The organism is Streptomyces sp. NPDC024632, assembly GCF_055559175.1.
In genome coordinates, this window is the sequence record NZ_JBVHLD010000003.1 from 281,976 (window position 1) to 301,676 (window position 19,701).

Consider the following 19,701-nt stretch of genomic DNA (forward strand, 5'->3'; position numbering starts at 1 on the left):
CTCAGGCAATGGGCGCGGGTAGGGGGAAGACCGAGCGTGGATCAGCAATTTCGCGACTTCGCCAAGGCGTCGCCGAACTTCGGGCTGCTGTATCAGCACCAGCCGCTGCTCTCCCTCTACGGCGCCCTGGCCGAGGCGACCGTCTTCAGCAACCCCAACGCCTCTCTCGTCCAGGCGGGCCAGTTCGGCGAGATCCTCAGCGAGGAGCTGATCAACAAGATCGGCATGCGGGTCGAGGGCGACCGGCAGATCGACCGGCTCAGCGCGCTGACCCGCGCAGGCGTCCTGGTCGCGGAGATCCGCGACGACTTCGACCAGCTTCGCCGCGACCGGAACAAGGCCGCCCACAGCCACCTCTTCGACCGAGCACGAGCGCTCGCAGCCGTCCGCACCTGTTACAAGCTCGGGCTGTGGTTCCACGACGCCATTGAGGGTCGCAGGACGGTCGCCGAGTTCGTACCGCCGACCGAACCCGGCGGCAGTATGCAGGTCACCGACCCAGCCGAACTGACCGAGCTGCGAGAGGCGTTGAACGGTCACCGGCAGGCCCTCACTCAGGCCCGTACCCGGCTCGTCGCGTCCACCGACGCACTCGAAGCGGAGCGCAAGGCCCGCGCCGAGGCGGAGAATCTGATCGCCAGCGCCGAGGCCAACCGGACCGAACTCGAAACCCGGGTCGGGCAGCTCACCGCCCAGATCGCCGCGCTGCGGACTGACCAGCAGATCACGTACAAGACCCTCCGCCGCGAGCCGCGCAAGGTCGATCCCCAGCGCCGCGACGCGATCATCCACCGCGCACAGCGCCCGGCCCCGCTCAACGAGGTGCAGGCACGCGAGACCATCGACGCGATGCTGTCCACCGCGGGCTGGCTCGTCCAGGACCGCGCGGATGTCAATCCGCTCGCCGGCGAGGGCGTCGCCGTGCGGGAGTTCACCCTGTCCACTGGCCGCGCCGACTACGTCCTCTATGTGGGCGGGAAGATCGTCGGTGTGATCGAGGCCAAACGCGAGGGCGACCACCTCTCCAGCGCCGTCGAGCAGAACGACCGGTACGCGTCCGGCGTCCGCAAGGAACACCGCCTCGCCGTGTGGCGCGACGACGAGCCGTTCGCGTTCCGCTACGCCACCACCGGCACCGAGACATACTTCGTCAACCGCCTCGACCCCGACGCCCGCTCCCGTGAGGTCTTCTCCTTCCACCAGCCGGAGACCGTAGCCGCCTGGATGCGCCGCGCCGACGAGTCGCGCACCGCCCCAACCTTCCGCGCCGCCCTACGCCAACTGCCGACGCTGGAGCCCAACGGTCTCCGCCTGGCGCAGATCGAGGCGATCTCGGGCCTTGAGGAGTCGCTCGCGCACGACCGTCCCCGTGCCCTCATCCAGATGGCGACCGGTGCGGGCAAGACATTTGTCGCCGTCGCCGAGACCTACCGCCTGCTGAAGTACGCCAAGGCCCGCCGCGTCCTCTTCCTGGTCGACCGCAACAACCTCGGCAGGCAGGCGTTCGACGAGTTCAGGAAGTTCACCACCCCGGACGACGGCCGCAAACTCTCCGACATCTACAACGTGGACCGGCTCGGCGCCGCCGGTCTCAAAGACACCTCCTCCGTCGTCATCTGCACCATTCAGAAGATGTACTCGCTACTCCGGGGTGAACCCCTCGTCGATGACGACGAGGCGGACGACATCGCCGACAGCCTCGACACCGAAGCCTCCTACGCCACCGAGAAGCCGATCGAGGTCGCCTACAACTCGGACGTGCCGATCGAGTCCTTCGATCTGATCATCGTCGACGAGTGCCACCGTTCGATCTACGGACTGTGGCGTGGCGTGCTCGAATACTTCGATGCGCACCTGGTCGGGCTCACCGCCACCCCGACGCTCCAGACCCTGGGCTTCTTCGGCCGGAATCTGGTCTCCGAGTACACCTACCCGCAGGCCGTCGCGGACGGCGTGAACGTCGACTTCGACATCGTCCGCATGCACACCGACATCCGCGACGCAGGGTCCGTGACCATCGAGTCGGGGACCACCGTCAAGATCAAGGACCGCAAGACCCGCCGCCAGCGCTACGAAGCCCTGGACGACGACTTCTCCTACTCCACGCGGCAGATCGGCCGGTCCGTGGTGACCGTGGACGAGATCCGAGCGGTGCTCACCGCATACCGCGACAACTGGCAGCGCTGGTTCCCGGGCCGCGCCGAGCTGCCGAAGACGCTGATCTTCGCGGTCGGCGAGGACCACGCCGAGGACGTGCTCGCCCAGGTCAAGGAGGTCTTCTCCAAGAGCGACGATTTCGCGAAGAAGATCACGTACAAGTCTCGGCAGGCGGGTGACGACCCGGACGATCTGATCCGCGCGCTGCGCAACTCCCCGAGCCTGCGGGTCGCCGTCACCGTCGACATGATCGCCACAGGGACGGACGTGAAGGCCCTGGAGTGCGTGATCTTCCTGCGCGAGGTGCGCAGCGCCGTGCTCTTCGAGCAGATGAAGGGGCGCGGGGCTCGGACGATCGATCCGACGGAGTTGCAGGAGGTCACGCCGCAGGATCCAAAGGCCGGCGTGTCGGTGCCCGTACGGAAGGACCGCTTCGTCCTGGTGGACGCGGTGGGCGTGACGGATTCCCCTCTCGTCGACGCGAAACCGCTCGTCCCCGCAGGCGAGCGGCAGGTCTCGCTGGCCAAGCTGCTGGACAAGTCCGGTACCAGGTCCATCAGCGCCAGCGAGGCGGAGATCCTGGCGGGACGGCTGGCCCGCCTCAACCAGCAGCTCACCGCCGAGGAACGGGACGTCCTCACCCGGGCTGCGGACGGACGCACGCTCTCCGAGATCGCGGGCGCCATCGTCAAGGCGGTCGACCCCGACCGGCAGGAGGCCGCCCTTGCCGACGGGGGCCGCTCGGCAGCTCGGCAGTTGGTCGAGGACGCCATCGCCCCGCTCACGGCCAGCCCTGACCTGCGCCGCCACATCATCGAGATCCGCCGGGACAAGGACTACCTCATAGACGAGGTCACCGCCGTCAAGCTGACGGACGTGGTGGAAGTTCCCCGTGAGGAGCGCGCCCGGGAAGAGGTCGGCAAGTGGCGCAAGCTGCTGCACGACGAGCGGGACCGGATCGCGGCGGTCAACATCGCCCTGACCAGCCCCCGTTCCGTCTCCCCCGCCGAGGCCTACACCGCCCTGTCCGAGCTGGCCCTGGAGATCCACCGACCCCAGTACGCCTGGACCCCGCAGTCTCTCTGGACGTACTACGAGGACCTTGGCGTGGCAGCCCACCGCGCGGACGGCGAAGCCGGACCACCCGATCTGATCGCCATGATCCGCTTCGAGCTGGGCGTCGACGCCGAGCTCCGTCCATACCGAGATACGGTGGAGGCCCGCTTCGAAGGGTGGCTCCTCCGGCAGGAACAGGCGGGTGCGCGATTCTCCGAAGAGCAACTGTGGTGGCTGCGGTCCATCCGCGATGTCGTCGCGAGCGACGCGGGTATCAGTACCCGCGAGTTCAACGCGGAGCCTTTCCGCGCACGCGGCGGCGGCCGAGGCTTCGCGGCGGCTTTTGCGGAGCGGGACCCTCGGTCGTTGGTCAATGAGCTGAACAGGGAACTGGCTTGAGTGATATGGAACTTCCGGCGGGGTGGGAGTGGGCAACGCTTGGAGAGGTGGCCCAATCCGTCAAGAACGGAATGTACGTATCTCGCCCGGGCACCGTTCCCGACGGGGTGCCGATCCTACGCATCAGCGCGGTGCGCCCCATGCATCTGCGAACTGACGATCTTCGCTACACCGGACTGTCCTTGGATGAGGTCGAGGCGAAGGATGGAATCGCCAGACCAGGGGATCTTCTGTTCACCCGGTACAACGGAAACATCAACCTCGTCGGCGCCTGCGCCCGCGTTCCAGACCATGCACCCGTCGTGGCCTACCCGGATAAATTGATCCGGGTTTCAGTACGCGACGGAATCGACAGCCATTTCCTCTGCTATGTCTGGTCATGGGCGGATACGCAAGCCCAGCTGCGACAGCACGTGAAAACCACCGCAGGCCAGGCCGGGATCTCGGGCAGCTCCCTGAAAAACATCCGCCTCCCCATCGCACCCCTCGCCGAACAGCACCGCATCGTCGAGACCCTGGAGGACCACCTCTCCCGCCTGGATCAGGCCAGCGCGAACCTTGAGCATGCAAACGGATGGTCTCTTCCGCTCCGCCGGTCCCTGCTCTGGAACTTGCGCCAGCACGCGCTGCGCTCAGGTGCAACATGCCTATCCCTCGATTCCGTAGCTGACACGTCGCTAGGAAAGATGCTCGACTCCAAGAGAAACACCGGGCCCGAGACACCTTACCTTCGCAATATCAACGTCCGATGGGGCGACTTCGAGTTGGCAGATATCTCAACAGTTCCCATGCCAGCGGAGCAGTCAGAAAAATTCTCACTACGTCCCGGAGATTTGCTCGTATGCGAAGGCGGGGAACCCGGACGGTGCGCGATCTGGCCCGGATCGAAAACTCCGATGACATACCAAAAGGCCCTCCATCGCGTGCGTCCCACGGGCACGGTCAGTTCTAGATGGCTAGCCCTCATGATCGAGGAAGCCGTTCGCAACGGCCGTACAGCCCGCATGCTCACTGGCACGACAATTAAGCATCTACCTCAGGAGAAATTGCGCCGCCTTGAGATTCCGATCCCAACACGGGCCGTGCAGGATTATCTGATCGATAGCTACTCGAATTCCGAGCTACATATGGCTCGCCTTCAAACTGCGGCAGTAACAGCCACCCATCGCTCAAAGCACTTGCGAGCTGCCCTCCTCAACCGCGCGTTCGCTGGGCGCCTCGTCCCCCAAGACCCCGCCGACGAACCCGCGTCCGTGCTCCTCGACCGGATTCGGGCCGAGCGTGAGACCCAAGGCGGCAAGCCGAAGCGCACCCGCCGGGCCGTACCGAAGCAGCCCACCGTCGGCCCGGCGCCCGCCGCGAAGGCGAACCCCATTCCCACCGACGCCGTACAGCTGGAGTTCTAGGTGACCGCCGAAGCCCCCGAACAGGCCGCCACGCAGGCAAACGCCCAGGCAACTGCTCACACGAACAGCCTGGTCGCCAAGCTCTGGAACTACTGCAACGTCCTGCGGGACAACGGCCTGTCGACGATCGAGTACGTCGAGCAGCTCTCGTATCTCCTCTTCCTGAAAATGGCAGACGAGATCGCCAGCGACCCCTTCACGGAGGAGGAGGCGAAGGCCGTCGTACCGGCCGCGTACGACTGGCAGTCGCTTGTCACGAAGAAGGGCATCGAGCTTGAGGTCCACTACCGCAACACGCTGAGCGCACTCGCGCAGAACCCCGGCACCACGCTCGGCACGATCTTCGCGAAGTCGCAGAACCGCATCACCGAGCCCGCGCTGCTGGAAAAGCTGGTCGTGGATCTGATCGGTAAAGAGGACTGGACGATCCAGGGAACGGACCTCAAGGGCGACGCGTACGAGGGCCTGTTGGCGAAGGGTGCCGAGGACACCAAGACGGGCGCCGGTCAGTACTTCACCCCACGTGCGCTGATCGACGCGATGGTGGACGTGATGCAGCCGGGCCCCGACGACACCATCACCGACCCTGCCTGCGGGACGGGCGGGTTCCTGATCGCCGCGCAAAGCTACATCCGTGAGAACCACAAGCGGATGTCCCGCGAGCAGCGGCTCGGCCTCGGCGCGGGCAGCATCTGGGGCAACGAGCTGGTCACCGGCACCGCCCGGCTCGCCGCGATGAACATGCTGCTGCACGGCATCGGCGACGCCGACGGGGACTCCCTGATCACGGTCGGCGACGCCCTCGCCGACAAGCCCGCCCGGCATGCCTCCCTCGTTCTGGCAAACCCGCCGTTCGGCAAGAAGTCCGCGATCACGGTCGTCGGCACCGACGGGAAGGCCGAGCGCGAGGACATCTCTTACGAGCGGGACGACTTCCGCGCGACGACGACCAACAAGCAGCTCAACTTCCTTCAGCACATCATGTCGACGCTGGAGATGAACGGCCGCGCTGCAGTCGTACTGCCCGACAACGTCCTGTTCGAGGGCGGCGCCGGCGAGAAGATCCGCCGCCGCCTGCTGGACGAGTTCGACCTGCACACGATCCTGCGCCTGCCGACCGGCATCTTCTACGCGGGCGGGGTCAAGGCCAACGTCCTGTTCTTCGAGAAGAAGCCCCCGAAGGTCGACGGCGGCCACAACACCACCAAGACCTGGATCTACGACTTCCGCACCGGCAAGCACTTCACGCTCAAGCAGAACCCGCTCCGCCGCGCGGATCTGGAAGAGTTCGTCCATGCGTACGCGCCGGGCCAGCCCCGGTCCGCGCGTGAGGAGTTGGAGCCGAACGAGCGCTTCAAGGCCTACTCCTATGACGAGCTGATCGCCCGCGACAAGGTGAACCTCGACATCACGTGGATGAAGGACCCGTCCCTCGACGACGCTGACAGCCTGCTGCCGCCCGAGGTGATCGCCAAGGAGATCGTCGAGGACCTTCAGGCGGCGCTGAGCGAGTTCGCCGCCATCGCGGAGGCTCTCGGCGGTGAGGTCCTGGCCGATGCCGATGTGATCGAGCCCGGCGTCCCGGACTGATCGATTCAGCGAGTCGACTCGTCAATCGCCGTAGATCGGGAGGCCCGCGACGACGGACTTGCCCTGGGCGGAGCGCGGGACCACCGCCCACTCGGCGGTCAGGGCATCGACAAGCACCAGGCCCCTTCCCCCGCAGGAGTCGGGCCCTGGCGGCGAGAGCGCGGGCGTTCCAGCGCCTGGGTCCGATACCGCAATCCAGTAGTGGTTGTCGGCTGTCCAGAGGACGAGTTCGACCAGTTCCTCGTCCTCGGACCGAGCCCCGTAGCGCAGGGCGTTGGTGACGAGTTCGCTGGTCACCAGCCCCAAGTCGTGGCCGAGTTGGGACCGCAGGCTACCAGGCAGAGCTTCGGCCACGGCATGTCGGGCGCGACGTACCGAGCCGGCTTCCGCAGGAAACCGCCACAGGGCCGGTACGGGGGGAATGGACGGTAAGGCGGAGGCCGGCAGCGGCTGATACGGGAATCCGGGCATGGCTGACTCCTCTGTGAGCGTTTGGGTGTTGGTGGCGAGCCGCTGAGGCCGTGCCGGTGGCCTACCGCCCTGGTCGCGGGCACACCCGTCCCAAGGCAGGCAGGCATGCTCGCGCGGTGCGTTTCCGGTGTTGCCGTGTGCGAACTACGCGCTACCGCATGGGGCGCCAGAGCATTCTGGACGACAGCGCGCGTTCCTATGTGGGATACATCCACGAAGCGGCCCTCCGCATGCAGTTCGGCGGACGCGAGATCACGCAGGTACAACTCGACTACCTCTGCACCATGTCCGAACGCGAGAACATCACCCTGCGAGTAGTGCCATTTGAGTGCGGCGCCTTCCCCGGCGCAGGCCACGCCCTGCTCTACGCCGAGGGACCGGTACCTCAGCTCGACACCGTGCAACTCGACTCCGCGCACGGACCCGAGTTCACGCACGCCGAAGCCCAACTCGCCAAATACCGCGCACACCTCGACTGGATGGACGAACACTCCCTGAGCTCCGAGAAGTCCCGGGACTTCATCCACACCTTCGCGCGCCAACCCTAAGGAGCCCCATGTCGGACATCACTTGGGAAGACCCCTTCTGCGGCGAAGGCAACAACTGCTTCCGCCTCGGCACCGACTCCGACGGGAACGCGTACATCGCCGTCGCCGGCGACGAGGACCGTTACCTTACGGACTCCATAGAGGCCCTGCGCACCCTCATCCGCGAGGTCAAAGCGGGCAAGGCCGACCACTTGCTGTAATGGCCCAACGTCCTGATGACCTGGATTGCCTCGCCCTGCGGAGCAAGAGTCAGCTTGATCGGGACGGCCCATTCCCCAATCAGGTTGACTTGGCCTGGCTCCCACCAGGAACCTTGATGCGCAGATCTTGGTGAGGCAGGGGGAGCGAAGGCCCGTGGCAGTTCCGTATCCACAGACGCGCGAGTTCCAGGCGTTCAGGACCAACATCGAGTACGCCCGGAAGATGGTGGTGGCCGGGAAGAGCCTGGCCGCCTTCCAGTCGCCGCTGTTCGACATCGGGGACTTCTACCGCGCCGCGTGGGTGCAGGCAGTCAGCGCCATCGACCACTGGTTCCACGAGGAGTTGTACCGGCGGGTGGCGGAGCTGTCCGGACAGGACAGTCCTGGGATGCCGTATCAGCTCACGAAGTTCGAACTGCCTCTGGAGAAGGTCGAGGAGGTGCGGCGGGGTACGACGACCCTCGCCGACGCGGTCTCGGAACATGTGAGGGCGAAGTGGGCCAACGCCTCACTCCAGAACCCCCGCAAGATCAGTGAAGCGCTGAAGCTGGTGACCGAGGAGGACGTCTGGGCCAAGGCGGCCGTCCAGATCAACGCCTGGAACCACGGCCGTACCGCGATGACCGCCCAGAGCGTGAAGAAGCAGCACCTGACGATCACCGACCGCCGCAACAAGATCGCCCACGAGGCGGACCTTGTGGACGGAAGCCTCAAGCAGCGCCGCCCGATCACCGACGCGGACGTCACCGACGCCATTGACTGGACCGAGCGGATCGCGCTGGCCATCGCCACCGTTCTCGCCTAGGTCGGCATCCCCCTCCGTGCCGGTGCACCCCGGCGGCAACGGGCTTGCCCCCTCCGGGGTTGGGGTACGACCGTCCGGACGCGGCAAGAGCGGCCACCGGAACAGGGGCGGCGCCGCCCTGGCCTGAAGCGCCCTGTTCCGGGATAAACCGCGATCACGCTACGGTCTATACGGCCGGGTCCGGGCGGGTGCCGGAGGACCCTCGGACGTCGCTTGAGGAGACTGATGGCCCGCATCAACTTACGCGCCGCGTTCATGAGTGGCGTGGCCTCAACCGTGGCCGCACAGCAGGTGTTCACCAATCGGTCGGACGAGATGGCCGCGTTCACCCGATCATTGGAAGGCTTACACGCGTCGCTCGACGCGGCGGAGATCTCACCGGTAGCGGATCGGGCGCAGGGTCGGCGGAACGTTCTGACGTTCTACGGTGTCGGCGGCATAGGGAAGACCACGCTCTCGCATGAGTTGGAGCGACGCTTTCTAGCCGACAGCGATGCCCTGTCCGTACGAGTCGACCTGTCGGAGGACGGCGCCTGCGACATCGAGAGCCTGCTGCTGAGACTGCGCGCAGGGCTCGGTCGGCTCGGAAGCCGCTGGCCAGCGTTCGATCTGGCGCTGGCATCGTACTGGGCGCGTGCTCATCCCGGTGAGTCGCTGCAGGAGTTCCTCGACTCGTCACCCGCAATCCGCCGGGCATCGCGGAGCATCGGTCTCGGCGACCAGATCACCGAGAACGTCGGTGCGGTCGTCCCGGATCTCGGCGGCTTGACCGGGCTGGCGCAGCGCGCAGCGCTGCTGACCTACCGGGCTATTCGCGACCGCGTGCGTGAGGGTCGGCTCCTGACCGAGTGCGAGTTGTTCGCCGAACTGGTCGAGGCGGACGCCGACTACGAGACACTGTCGTTCTTCCCGTACCTCCTGGCCTGGGACTTGGAACGACAACGGCGACACGCGGAGCGACCACGGGTCTGCGTGTTCCTCGATACCTTCGAGGTGATCGACAGTCGTGCTGATCGCTCCGCCGCACGGTTCCTGCAGCGCTGCGTATACCTGATGCCCAACGTTCTGTTCGTTCTCACCGGCCGTAACCGAGTTGACTGGGCAGACACCGCTACGGGCGACGAACTCGACTTCACCGGAGCCGAGTGCTGGCCCAACCTGCACTTCAGCAACAACACGTCCGAGCCGCGCCAGCACCTCGTGGGCTACCTGTCGGACTCCGACGCCGACAGTTACCTACGAGAAGCGCTCACCCGAGACGGCGACCCGGCGATGTCGACGGCAGTACGCGAGCGCATCGTCTCCGGGGGCCAGGGACTCCCGTTGTACCTGGACCTGTCTGTCTCACACTTCGCCGAACTGTTGGCGCGCGAGCGGCAACCCGTCGTTGAAGACTTCGGCGGATCATTCACGGCGGTCGCCACGCGATCGATCAGGGATCTCCCACGCGAGGAGCGCGATCTGGTCCGTACGGCTGCGCTCATCGACCGTGTCGACGCGGAGTTACTCCGGGCGGGACAACCCTCGCTCCCGGACGGCCTTGTGGCGCGGTTCCTGCGGCGCCCCTTCCTGACACACGACGACGCATACGACCGTCCTTACTCGCTGCATCTGGCTCTCCGGCGCGCCATCCGAGAGGCGGACCGGGCCTTGCCGGACGGCTGGTCGGACCGGGACCGTGCCGAGGTCGCCGCCCGGCTGCTGCACCGATTGGGTGAAAGGCTCGGAGAGTCCGCCAGCCGGACGGTAACCGCGCGGGCCCTCGAATCCGGCCTCAAACTCTCCGGCGAATACGGCGTCTTCAGCGACTGGATGACACGGGCCGCACAGCGACTGGCAGAAGCCGGGCAGTGGATGGAACTCGGAGCAGGTCTCGCTCCGCACGAGTCCGGTGCCGCCGAGTTCCGTGCCATCCGTGCCGCCATACAAGGCGTACGGCTCCGCAGAACCGGCCACGCCAGCCAGTCCATCAACGTCCTGGACAGCGCGGCTATCGGTGTCGCACCGGGCAGCCTCACGGCTCAGATGGTGCGGCTGCATCTCGCGCATGCGCTCCGGAACCACGGCGACTACACCAGGGCGGCAGAGATCTACCGCAACCTGCTCGGCGGGGAGTTCGACGGCGCCGCCCGATACTGGCTTTCGGACTACGACTACCTCAACGGCCGGTTCACCACGGCTCTGACCACGTTGGAGACGCATCCCGGCCGAGACGCTGCCGACGAGGGTGAGCGGCTACGACTGATCGGGCACATCTGGCGAGTGAACGCCCGCTTCGACAAGGCCACAGAGGCATACACAGAGGCCGTCGCCCTGGCCAGAGCCGAGGGGCTCGCCGCCGCTGAGGCGAAGGCCCTGGCCAACCTGGCACAGACAGCCTGCTGGTCCGGGACTCTGGAAACCGTGGCCGAAGTTGCTGCCCAAGGGCGGGAGTTGCTCGATGTCGTGCCCAACCCAGTGGAGTTGGTCAAAATCCGGTCCGCCGAGGCTGTCTGCCACGCGATGGCAGGTGACTCCGCCGCCGCGCGAGCGGCGGTAACGCACACACGTGAGCTTGCAGACAGCATCGGCTACAGAGGCGGCCACAACCTGGCTGACGTGGCACAGATCCTGATCAGCACACTGACGGGCGACGCGGTTGGCGCACGCCGTACGCGTACCGATCTTGACGAGCGCACACGCACTTCAGGCGGCAACACATACTGGGTGCCCATCGTCACTACGTGGATCGAAGGGACGGAGCCGGCCGCCGCCCGACGCCCGGCAATCGACTGGGTCGATGGTTCTGCTGCTTCCTTGGGGCGTTGGGAGCAGCTCGTGAGGAGGGCGCTGTGAGCGGACGCGTGCGGGTCGGACTCGTCGGTGTGGGGGTCATCGCACAGACGCATCTCCAGGTCCTCGCCGACGACGACCGGTTCACCCTGGAGTTCACCGTCGACCCGAACCCGGGTGAGCCGGTCGACTTCCGGGGTGCGCAGCCGCCGCACTACGGGACGCTCAGCGCGGCACTGGAAAGGCACGATCCAGACCTCGCGGTGATCGCGACGCCCACCCATACTCATGGTGCGCTGACAATCGAGGTGCTCTCCCGGTCTACGGCCCGCGTGCTGGTCGAGAAGCCGCTCGTACACGATCTCGACTCGCTGGCCCGGCTGCGGGCTCTCGACGGCACGGTGGATGTCCAGGGCCGGGTGTTCACCGCGCACCACTTCGCCTTCTCCCCCGAGGTGCGTTGGGCGGCCGGGCAGATCACGGCACATCCCGACTGGGGTCCGGCCACCGGCATCACCATGGCCTTCTACGACCCGTACATCCTGCTCGGGCAACACGCCTTCGACTCGTACGGGACCAGTTGGATGGACTCAGGGGTCAACCAACTGAGTGTGCTCGCATGTCTCGTGGATCTCGGATCGCTGACGTCCGCCCAGGATTCGGACGGCGGTGTCAGCGCCTGGCACACCGTCTCGTACAACTCCCGAGGGACGACCGGGATGGCCCGGCTGCGCAGCGACTGGCGTACGGGGTCAAGCAGCAAGGAGACGGTCCTGACGTTCGCCGAATCCGGTGTGGATCTGTGGATCGACCACACCGCGATGACCGGCTTCGCAGCCCTGGGCGGCGAGTTGATCGCCTCGCACGGCAACGACGGCCGGACGCCAAGGAAGATCGCGCACTACCGTCCGCTCTACGAGAGTCTCATCTCCCCGTCCCCTGACCCGGTCCTCGGATTCGCCACGAGCGTGACGATCACCGAACTCCACCACGCGACGCCGAAGTGACCGAGTCGAGTGTCACGGATGTCATCGGCTGGACCGAGCAGATCGCGCTGGCCGTCGCCACGGTGCTCGGCTGAGGACGCGGAAAGGGCGGCGGGGCCGTGGGGCCTCGCCGCCCTTCCGGGGTGCGGTGGGTGGTGAAGTGCGCGATCAGTACGCGGAATTCACGTTGTCCATCGAGCCGTAGCGGTCGGCCGCGTAGTTGCAGGCGGCGGTGATGTTGGCTACCGGGTCGTAGATGTCCCACGAAGTACCGGACACGTGGTAGGTCTTGAAGGTCGGGTCGATCACCTGGAGCAGGCCCTTGGAGGGAATGCCGTTCCGGGCATTGATGTCCCAGTTGTTGATGGCCTTCGGGTTACCGCTGGACTCGCGGATGATGTTCTTGTGAATCCCGTTGTAGCTGGCGGGAATTCCCTTGGAGTGCAGGATGTCCAGCGACTGCTTGATCCAGCCGTCGAGGTTGTTCGAGTAGGACTTGGCGGCGGCCTTCACGGGCGTGGCGGCGGCGGCCTTCTTCGGCGCGGCGACGGGGGCGCGCTTGGTCGAGCGGTTCGCGGCGGACTTCTGCTTCGCGCGGTCGGCGGCGTCGGCCGCGGCCTTCTTCTTGGCGGCCTCGGCGTCCGCCTTCTTCTTCGCGGCGTCGGCCTGCTTGGCGGCCTCGGCCTTCTTCGCCGCGTTGGCCTGGTCGGTCTTCTTCTGTGCGGCGTCCCTGATGGACTTCTGCGACGCGAGGCCGGTCTGCGCGTTCAGGTCCTTGACCTGCGTACCGGTGGAGACCGAGAACCCGGCCGGGTTGCTCGCCGCGGTCGCCGAACCGGCACCTGCGGTCGCTTCCAGACCGGTCACGGTCAGCACGACCGCGGCAGCGGCGACAGCGCCGGCGGCCGTGATCTTGTGCTTCTTCGGCATCCGGTTGAACGCGGTGAACGTAGGGAGCTTCTTCGGGATCGTGGGGAGCTGCATTCGGGAATTACCTCTTCCTCCGTAGCGGACCAGTGAATTGTTAGAGGCGGGCAATTCAGAGGTCAAAGACCCCGTCTACGGATTGCATTCGTAGACGGGGTCGGGAGGAGGCGTTTTCCCGTCAATACGGGAGGCGCGGCGTACTAAGCGGCTTCGTATGTGACCTGCGTCCTATCGAGGGGATCACAAGGGGGTGCCCCCTCTGTCGCGGTGCGTGAAAGAGGGGGCACTTTGTGTGTCCGTCATATGTGGCGCCGGTCACTCAAAAGCGGGTGAATCGGGTGAAGCGGTCGCCAGCCGTCATCTCAGGCCGGTGGCGACCTCCTCCACCGCGCTGACCTGGGGCTTTCCCTCAGCCTCGGCCGAGGCGTCACCGTCAGCGGCCGGAGCGGGAGCAGAGGCGGCAGCGGCGGGGCGGAGCGTGGCCAGGACGAGCACGGCTCCGGCCAGCGCGGCAACCGCCGCGTAAAGGGAAATGCGGTCCAGGCCCGAGGCGTATCCGGCCCGCAGCGAGCCGCCGCCCGCGGTCGTGTCGCGCAGCCGCGAGGTGAAGACGGCGCCGAATACCGCGATGCCGAGCGTCATTCCGAGCTGGCGGAAGGTGTTGACGGCTGCGCCCGCCATGCCCGCGCGCTGCGGGGGCACGGCCTCCACGGCGGCCGAGACCAGGACGGGGGTGGCCAGCCCCGCGCCCACCCCGACGACCGCCAGGCCCGCGAAGAGGGCGGACTGCCCGGACGAGGCGTGCACGGACAGCCACAGCACCGCGCAGCCCGCCGCGATCAGGACGAGACCGCCGGCGATCGGCAGCCGGGGCGCGACGCGGTGCATGTGCCGGCCCGCGACGGCGGCTGCCAGGAAGGACGCTCCGGCCAGCGGCATCAGGGCCAGACCGCCGCGGATCGGGCTGAGGCCGAGGACGTTCTGGAGCCACAGCGAGAGGTAGACCAGGCCGCTGAAGGCCGCCGCCTGGTAGAGCAGGGCGCCGCCGAGCAGGCCGGAGAAGCTGGCGCGGCGCAGCAGCGCCAGGTCGAGCATGGGGTGCGCGGACCTGGCCTCGGCGACGACGAAGCCGATGACGGCCAGGGCGGCGACCGCGAAGGCGGTCAGGGTCAGCGACTCGGTCCAGCCGTGCTCGCCGCCGCGGATCAGCGCGTACGTGAGCGAGGCCGCCGCGAGGGTGAAGGCGGCGGCGCCCGGCAGGTCCAGGCGTCCGGCGCCGCGCCGCCCGGCGGGCAGCACCTTCAGGGTGAGCGCGACGGCGACGACCGCGATCGGCAGGTTGACCAGGAAGATCGCCTGCCAGCCGAAGCCCTGGGTGAGCAGGCCGCCGAGGATGGGCCCGGCAGCGGCGGCGGCGCCGTTGACCGCGCCCCAGACGCCGAAGGCGGTGCCGCGGTCGCGGCCGTGGTAGGTCGCGGACACCAGCGCGGCCGAGGTGGCGAACATCGCGGCGCCGCCCACGCCCTGCACGGCCCGCGCGGTGATCAGCGCGGCGGTGTTCGGCGACAGGGCAGCCGCCAGCGAGGCGAGGGCGAAGACGACGAGCCCGGCCGCGTAGATCCGCCGGTGTCCGAAGAGGTCGGCGAGCGAGCCCGCCACCATCAGCAGGGCGGCGAGGGCGAGCGCGTAGATGTCCATCACCCACTGCAAGGAGGTGAAGGACGCGTCGAGGTCGGACGCCATGCTCGGCAGGGCGACGTTCACGATGGTGACGTCGACCAGCAGGATGAAGGCGCCCAGGCAGATCGCCACGAGGGGCAGCCATTTGCGCATGGGTGGAACTCCGTTCGGGAGCGGACCTCGCGGGCCTGACGGACCTCAAGGGGTCCGCGAGTCCGGCGGATCGTGCGGATCGTGGGGTGCAGCGGTTCCCACGATCCGTGACGCCCGGTCCGCGCCACAGTCAGCGGCACCTTGGCGGCGGAATCCGACATCCCCTAGCCTTGTCCGATGGAATCCGACACGACATGGGACATGCTGGAGGGACTCGACGAGCTGGACCACCGGGTCGTGCACGCCCTCCAGATCGACGGCCGGGCGCCGTTCCGCCGGATCGGCGAGGTGCTCGGCGTCTCCGACCAGACCGTGGCCCGCCGCTACGGCCGCCTCCGCTCCAGCGGACTGCTGCGGGTGGTGGGCCTGACCGACCCGCACCGGATCGGTGTGACGCCGTGGTTCGTACGGGTGCGGTGCACCCCGGACGCGGCGGCCTCGGTCAGCGAGGCGCTGGCCCGGCGTACCGACACCCGCTGGGTCAGCCTCATCTCGGGCGGCACCGAGATCTTCTGCCTGGTGCAGGCCGCGCTCCCCCAGGGGGACGACTCGCTGCTGCTCCAGAAGCTGCCGCGCACACCGCGCGTGGTGCAGGTGACCGCGCAGGCGATGCTGCACGTCTTCTTCGGGCAGGATCTGAGCCCGGTGACCAAGGCGGGCTGGCTGAGCCCGGACGAGGCGCGGGCGCTGGTCGTGGCGGACGCGCAGGCCCCGGCCCCGGAGAGCACGGCGCCGTATCCGCTGGCCCCCGACGACCAGCCGCTGCTCGACGCGCTCGCGGTGGACGGCCGGACGCCCGCCGCCGAACTGGCCGAGGTCACCGGCTGGTCGCAGACGACGGTACGGCGGCGCATGTCGGAGCTGCGGGCGGCCGGGGTCCTCTACTACGACCTGGACTTCGACCGGCGCGCGCTCCAGCCCGCGCTGCGGACGGGGCTGTGGCTGGAGGTCGAGCCCGCCCGTCTGGCCGAGGTGGGGGCGGCGCTCGCCGCCCACCACGAGATCGCCTTCGCGGCGGCGACCACCGGCACGGCCAACGTCTACGCCTCCGTGAACTGCCAGGACGCCAGCGCGCTCTACCGCTATCTGACCGGGCCCGTCGCCGAACTGCCCGGCATCCGGCGCACCGAGACCTCGCCCCTGCACCGCACGATCAAGGGCGCGAGCCCCCTGCCCGCCCCCAGTGCCAGGACCCGCCTGGCGGACGCCGACCGCACCTGACCCGCCGCGGGCGGCCTACGGTCGGCGAACCGCGAGCCGGCCGCGGGTCAGAAGCCGAGCTTGCGGAGCTGCTTCGGGTCGCGCTGCCAGTCCTTGGCGACCTTCACATGGAGGTCGAGGAAGACCGGGGTGCCCAGCAGGGCCTCGATCTGGGTGCGGGACTTCATGCCGACCTCCTTCAGGCGGGCGCCCTTGGGGCCGATGATGATGCCCTTCTGGCTGGGCCGCTCGATGTAGAGGTTGGCGTGGATGTCGAGCAGCGGCCGGTTCTCGGGGCGGCCCTCGCGCGGCAGCATCTCCTCGACGACGACCGCGATGGAGTGCGGCAGTTCGTCGCGTACGCCTTCGAGCGCGGCCTCGCGGATCAGCTCGGCGACCATGACCTGCTCGGGCTCGTCGGTGAGGTCGCCCTCGGGGTAGAGCAGCGGGCCCTCCGGCAGCAGCGGCACCAGCAGGTCGGCCAGCAGCTCGACCTGGTCGCCGCCGGTCGCGGAGACCGGCACGATCTCGGCCCACTCGATGCCGATGTCGCGGCCGAGCTTGTCCACGGCGAGCAGCTGCTCGCGCAGCGTCTGTCCGTCGACCAGGTCGGTCTTGGTGACGATGGCGACCTTCGGCGTCTTCTTGATCCCGGCCAGCTCGCGCGCGATGAAGGTGTCGCCGGGGCCGAGCTTCTGGTCGGCGGGCAGGCAGAAGCCGATCACGTCGACCTCCGACCAGGTGGTGCGCACCACGTCGTTGAGCCGCTCGCCGAGCAGCGTGCGCGGCTTGTGCAGCCCCGGGGTGTCGACCAGCACGAGCTGGGCGTCCGGCCGGTGCACGATGCCGCGCACGGTGTGCCGGGTGGTCTGCGGCCGGTTGGAGGTGATCGCCACCTTCTGGCCGACCAGAGCGTTCGTGAGGGTGGACTTCCCGGCGTTGGGGCGGCCGACGAAACAGGCGAAACCGGACCGGTGCGGGGTGTCTGCGGGCTGGGTACGAGCGCTCATGCGCCCATTCTCCCCGAAGTCGGGGGTGCCTGAGCCCGCCCCCGCCCGTACGGCACCCGCCGGGGCCCTTCTCCGGCGGCCCGCGGGTGACGGCACGGTGATCCGCCGGAAACCCTCGCGCAACACGAAACACGGCGGAAACACGTATGCCCACAACCGGAAATACGCGCCCGTGACGCTCTTCCCCAGCCGTCCATGGAAGGGACTCCCCCGTGCTGCTCCTGTCCGCCGGTCAACCCGCGGTCGACGCGGGCGACACCGCCTGGCTGCTGGCCGCCACCGCGCTGGTCCTGCTGATGACCCCCGGCCTCGCGCTCTTCTACGGCGGCATGGTCCGCAGCAAGAGCGTCCTCAACATGTTCATGATGAGTTTCGTGTCGATCGCGCTGGTCACCGTGGTCTGGCTGACCGCCGGTTACACCCTCGCCTTCGGCCCCGACGCGGGCGGCCTCGGCCTGATCGGCGGCCTGGACCACCTCGGGATGCACGGCATCACCCCGACGACCGTCACCGGCCATGTGCCGACCCTGCTCTTCGCCGCCTTCCAGCTCACCTTCGCGATCGTCACCGCCGCGCTGATCAGCGGCGCCGTCGCGGACCGCGCGCGGTTCGGCGCGTGGGTGGTGTTCGTCCTGGTGTGGACGCTGGCCGTATACGTACCCGTCGCGCACTGGGTGTTCGGCACCGGCGGGTGGATCGTCGGCGAACTGGGCGCGCTGGACTTCGCGGGCGGCACCGTCGTGGAGGTGTGCTCGGGCTCCTCCGGGCTCGCGCTGGCGATCGTGCTCGGGCCCCGGCTCGGCTTCCGCAAGGACTCGATGCGCCCGCACAATCTGCCGCTGGTGCTGCTCGGCGCGGGCCTGCTCTGGTTCGGCTGGTTCGGCTTCAACGCCGGGTCCGCGCTCGGCGCCAACGGCCTGGCCGCCGCCGCCTTCGTCAACACCCAGGCGGCGGGCTGCGCCGGGCTGCTCGGCTGGCTGCTGGTCGAGAAGCGCAGGGACGGGCACGCCACCACCCTGGGCGCCGCGTCCGGCGCGGTCGCCGGTCTCGTCGCCATCACCCCGTCCTGCGGCAGCGTCGACATGGTGGGCGCGCTGGTCGTCGGGCTCTGCGCCGGGGTGCTCTGCTCGTACGCCGTGAGCTGGAAGTTCCGCTGGGGCGTGGACGATTCGCTCGACGTGGTCGGCGTCCACCTCGTCGGCGGCGTGGTCGGCACCCTGCTCATCGGCCTGCTCGCCACCGCCACCATGACCGGCGGCCCCGAGGGCCTGTTGTACGGCGGCGGCCTCGGCCAGCTCGGCAGACAGGCCGTCGCGGTCGCGGCGGTCGGGGCGTACGCCTTCGCCGTGACGTACGGCATCGGGCGGGCGATCGACCGGCTGATGGGCTTCCGGGCGAGCGAGGAGGAAGAACGGACCGGCCTCGACCTGACCGTGCACGCCGAGACCGCCTACGATCACGGCGTACTGACGCACGGCACGTCGCTCCCCGCGCACAAGGCCGCTGCTCACGTCCCGGACAGGAGCACCCTCGGATGAAGCTGGTCACCGCGGTCATCAAGCCGTTCAAACTGGACGACGTGAAGACCGCACTCCAGGAGATGGGCGTGCACGGCCTCACCGTCACCGAGGCCAGCGGCTACGGGCGCCAGCGCGGCCACACCGAGGTCTACCGCGGCGCCGAGTACCGGGTCGACCTCGTCCCCAAGGCCCGGGTGGAGGTGCTGGTCGAGGACGCCGACGTCGAGGCCGTCATCGAGACGCTCGTGGCCGCGGCCCGCACCGGCAAGATCGGTGACGGCAAGGTGTGGGCGGTGCCGGTCGAGACGGCCGTACGGGTCAGGACCGGGGAGCGCGGACCCGACGCGCTCTAGGGTGCGTCCCGCCACGCCGGACAGGCCCCAGGGCCTGTCCGGCGGATCACGAACGGCCCCTTCGACTCCTAGCCCGCGGTGACCGTGCTTCGGACCGTGCCGTCCGGGGCCGCGAGGATCACCGGCGTGGCCGGGCCGCCCAGGTCCCCGACGACGGCGCGGTCCCGGTCCGCGGCGGCGGTCTCCGCCGTGACCACGACGGCCGCCTCCAGCGAGGTCGCCCCGCTCGCCACCGCCATCGCCACCGCCGTCTGGAGCGCGCTGAGATTCAGCGACGCCAGCGCCACGGGGCCCGCCACATAGGTCCGGCCCATCTCGTCCCGTACCGCCGCGCCTTCCGGCGCGCCGTTACGGGCACGGACCGACCGGGCCAACGTGATGAGTTTCCGGTCTTCCGGGTCCACGGTCGCATCGCTCATGCGCCGACCTTATCCGCCGCCCCGCACACGCCTTCGCGGAGGTGGCCCC

At 68.4% G+C, this 19,701-nt stretch carries 16 protein-coding genes; 11 read left to right on the forward strand and 5 right to left on the reverse strand.

Annotation, left to right across the window (positions count from 1 at the left end; genetic code table 11):
• Positions 1 to 36 precede the first annotated feature (36 nt).
• Genes ACZ37P_RS08570 through ACZ37P_RS08580 form a run of 3 tightly spaced genes read left to right on the forward strand, consistent with a single transcriptional unit; the run spans position 37 to position 6,608 of the window.
• Positions 37 to 3,612 carry a DEAD/DEAH box helicase family protein gene (locus ACZ37P_RS08570; protein WP_467345623.1) on the forward strand — a complete coding sequence of 1,192 codons (3,576 nt, stop codon included), beginning with the start codon at positions 37 to 39 and terminating at the stop codon, positions 3,610 to 3,612.
• A gap of 5 nt (positions 3,613 to 3,617) precedes the next feature.
• Positions 3,618 to 5,018, forward strand: coding sequence for a restriction endonuclease subunit S (locus ACZ37P_RS08575; RefSeq protein ID WP_467345865.1), 1,401 nt, complete (start codon positions 3,618 to 3,620; stop codon positions 5,016 to 5,018).
• Entirely contained in the window at positions 5,019 to 6,608 is a 1,590-nt protein-coding gene (locus ACZ37P_RS08580; RefSeq protein WP_467345624.1) for a type I restriction-modification system subunit M, read from the forward strand.
• Between the two features lie 21 nt (positions 6,609 to 6,629).
• Here ACZ37P_RS08580 and ACZ37P_RS08585 read toward each other — a convergent pair whose 3' ends face one another.
• A complete protein-coding gene (locus tag ACZ37P_RS08585) occupies positions 6,630 to 7,079 on the reverse strand; it encodes an ATP-binding protein (RefSeq protein WP_467345625.1) in 450 nt (149 codons plus the stop codon).
• A gap of 137 nt (positions 7,080 to 7,216) precedes the next feature.
• Here ACZ37P_RS08585 and ACZ37P_RS08590 point away from each other — a divergent pair, with 137 nt between their 5' ends.
• The 5 genes from ACZ37P_RS08590 (at position 7,217) to ACZ37P_RS08610 (ending at position 12,411) form a co-directional block, all read left to right on the forward strand.
• Entirely contained in the window at positions 7,217 to 7,627 is a 411-nt protein-coding gene (locus tag ACZ37P_RS08590; RefSeq protein WP_467345628.1) for a DUF5753 domain-containing protein, read from the forward strand.
• 8 nt (positions 7,628 to 7,635) lie between these two features.
• Positions 7,636 to 7,827 carry a hypothetical protein gene (locus ACZ37P_RS08595; RefSeq protein ID WP_467345630.1) on the forward strand — a complete coding sequence of 64 codons (192 nt, stop codon included), beginning with the start codon at positions 7,636 to 7,638 and terminating at the stop codon, positions 7,825 to 7,827.
• A gap of 154 nt (positions 7,828 to 7,981) precedes the next feature.
• Complete coding sequence (locus ACZ37P_RS08600; protein ID WP_391116739.1) at positions 7,982 to 8,632, forward strand: hypothetical protein; 651 nt, start codon at positions 7,982 to 7,984, stop codon at positions 8,630 to 8,632.
• 225 nt (positions 8,633 to 8,857) lie between these two features.
• Positions 8,858 to 11,467, forward strand: coding sequence for a hypothetical protein (locus ACZ37P_RS08605; RefSeq protein WP_467345633.1), 2,610 nt, complete (start codon positions 8,858 to 8,860; stop codon positions 11,465 to 11,467).
• Positions 11,464 to 12,411, forward strand: a complete 948-nt coding sequence (locus tag ACZ37P_RS08610; RefSeq protein ID WP_467345635.1) for a Gfo/Idh/MocA family oxidoreductase — start codon at positions 11,464 to 11,466, stop codon at positions 12,409 to 12,411. Before ACZ37P_RS08605 ends, ACZ37P_RS08610 begins: the two co-directional genes overlap by 4 nt.
• A gap of 147 nt (positions 12,412 to 12,558) precedes the next feature.
• On the opposite strand, the gene ACZ37P_RS08615 is transcribed toward ACZ37P_RS08610, so the two are convergent.
• Both ACZ37P_RS08615 and ACZ37P_RS08620 read right to left on the reverse strand, forming a co-directional pair.
• Positions 12,559 to 13,374 (reverse strand): transglycosylase SLT domain-containing protein, encoded by an 816-nt coding sequence (locus ACZ37P_RS08615; RefSeq protein ID WP_355344534.1) that lies wholly within the window; start codon positions 13,372 to 13,374, stop codon positions 12,559 to 12,561.
• 300 nt (positions 13,375 to 13,674) lie between these two features.
• Positions 13,675 to 15,150, reverse strand: coding sequence for an MFS transporter (locus ACZ37P_RS08620; protein WP_467345637.1), 1,476 nt, complete (start codon positions 15,148 to 15,150; stop codon positions 13,675 to 13,677).
• Positions 15,151 to 15,327: 177 nt separating this feature from the next.
• Between ACZ37P_RS08620 and ACZ37P_RS08625 the strand changes: the two genes are divergently transcribed.
• Complete coding sequence (locus ACZ37P_RS08625; RefSeq protein ID WP_401715448.1) at positions 15,328 to 16,371, forward strand: Lrp/AsnC family transcriptional regulator; 1,044 nt, start codon at positions 15,328 to 15,330, stop codon at positions 16,369 to 16,371.
• 47 nt (positions 16,372 to 16,418) lie between these two features.
• On the opposite strand, the gene era is transcribed toward ACZ37P_RS08625, so the two are convergent.
• Entirely contained in the window at positions 16,419 to 17,360 is a 942-nt protein-coding gene (gene era, locus ACZ37P_RS08630; protein ID WP_355344525.1) for a GTPase Era, read from the reverse strand.
• A 212-nt stretch (positions 17,361 to 17,572) separates the two neighbouring features.
• Here era and ACZ37P_RS08635 point away from each other — a divergent pair, with 212 nt between their 5' ends.
• Both ACZ37P_RS08635 and ACZ37P_RS08640 read left to right on the forward strand, forming a co-directional pair.
• Entirely contained in the window at positions 17,573 to 18,898 is a 1,326-nt protein-coding gene (locus ACZ37P_RS08635) for an ammonium transporter (protein ID WP_391047480.1), read from the forward strand.
• Positions 18,895 to 19,233: a P-II family nitrogen regulator gene (locus ACZ37P_RS08640; protein ID WP_355344523.1), complete on the forward strand. Its 339-nt coding sequence runs from the start codon at positions 18,895 to 18,897 to the stop codon at positions 19,231 to 19,233. Before ACZ37P_RS08635 ends, ACZ37P_RS08640 begins: the two co-directional genes overlap by 4 nt.
• Positions 19,234 to 19,301: 68 nt before the next feature.
• Here the strand turns inward: ACZ37P_RS08640 and ACZ37P_RS08645 are convergent, their stop codons facing one another.
• The gene (locus tag ACZ37P_RS08645; RefSeq protein ID WP_355344520.1) at positions 19,302 to 19,652 is read right to left on the reverse strand and encodes a cytidine deaminase; all 351 of its coding nucleotides are present in this window, start codon (positions 19,650 to 19,652) and stop codon (positions 19,302 to 19,304) included.
• Positions 19,653 to 19,701 lie beyond the last annotated feature (49 nt).

What these genes read in the sequence shown, in the direction of transcription:
- ACZ37P_RS08595 (WP_467345630.1), top strand. Translation starts at nt 7,636, where the DNA reads ATGTCGGACATCACTTGGGAAGACCCCTTCTGCGGCGAAGGCAACAAC.
- ACZ37P_RS08575 (WP_467345865.1), top strand. Translation starts at nt 3,618, where the DNA reads ATGGAACTTCCGGCGGGGTGGGAGTGGGCAACGCTTGGAGAGGTGGCC.
- ACZ37P_RS08615 (WP_355344534.1), bottom strand. Translation starts at nt 13,374, where the DNA reads ATGCAGCTCCCCACGATCCCGAAGAAGCTCCCTACGTTCACCGCGTTC.
- ACZ37P_RS08645 (WP_355344520.1), bottom strand. Translation starts at nt 19,652, where the DNA reads ATGAGCGATGCGACCGTGGACCCGGAAGACCGGAAACTCATCACGTTG.
- ACZ37P_RS08585 (WP_467345625.1), bottom strand. Translation starts at nt 7,079, where the DNA reads ATGCCCGGATTCCCGTATCAGCCGCTGCCGGCCTCCGCCTTACCGTCC.
- ACZ37P_RS08605 (WP_467345633.1), top strand. Translation starts at nt 8,858, where the DNA reads ATGGCCCGCATCAACTTACGCGCCGCGTTCATGAGTGGCGTGGCCTCA.
- ACZ37P_RS08625 (WP_401715448.1), top strand. Translation starts at nt 15,328, where the DNA reads ATGGAATCCGACACGACATGGGACATGCTGGAGGGACTCGACGAGCTG.
- era (WP_355344525.1), bottom strand. Translation starts at nt 17,360, where the DNA reads ATGAGCGCTCGTACCCAGCCCGCAGACACCCCGCACCGGTCCGGTTTC.
- ACZ37P_RS08620 (WP_467345637.1), bottom strand. Translation starts at nt 15,150, where the DNA reads ATGCGCAAATGGCTGCCCCTCGTGGCGATCTGCCTGGGCGCCTTCATC.
- ACZ37P_RS08640 (WP_355344523.1), top strand. Translation starts at nt 18,895, where the DNA reads ATGAAGCTGGTCACCGCGGTCATCAAGCCGTTCAAACTGGACGACGTG.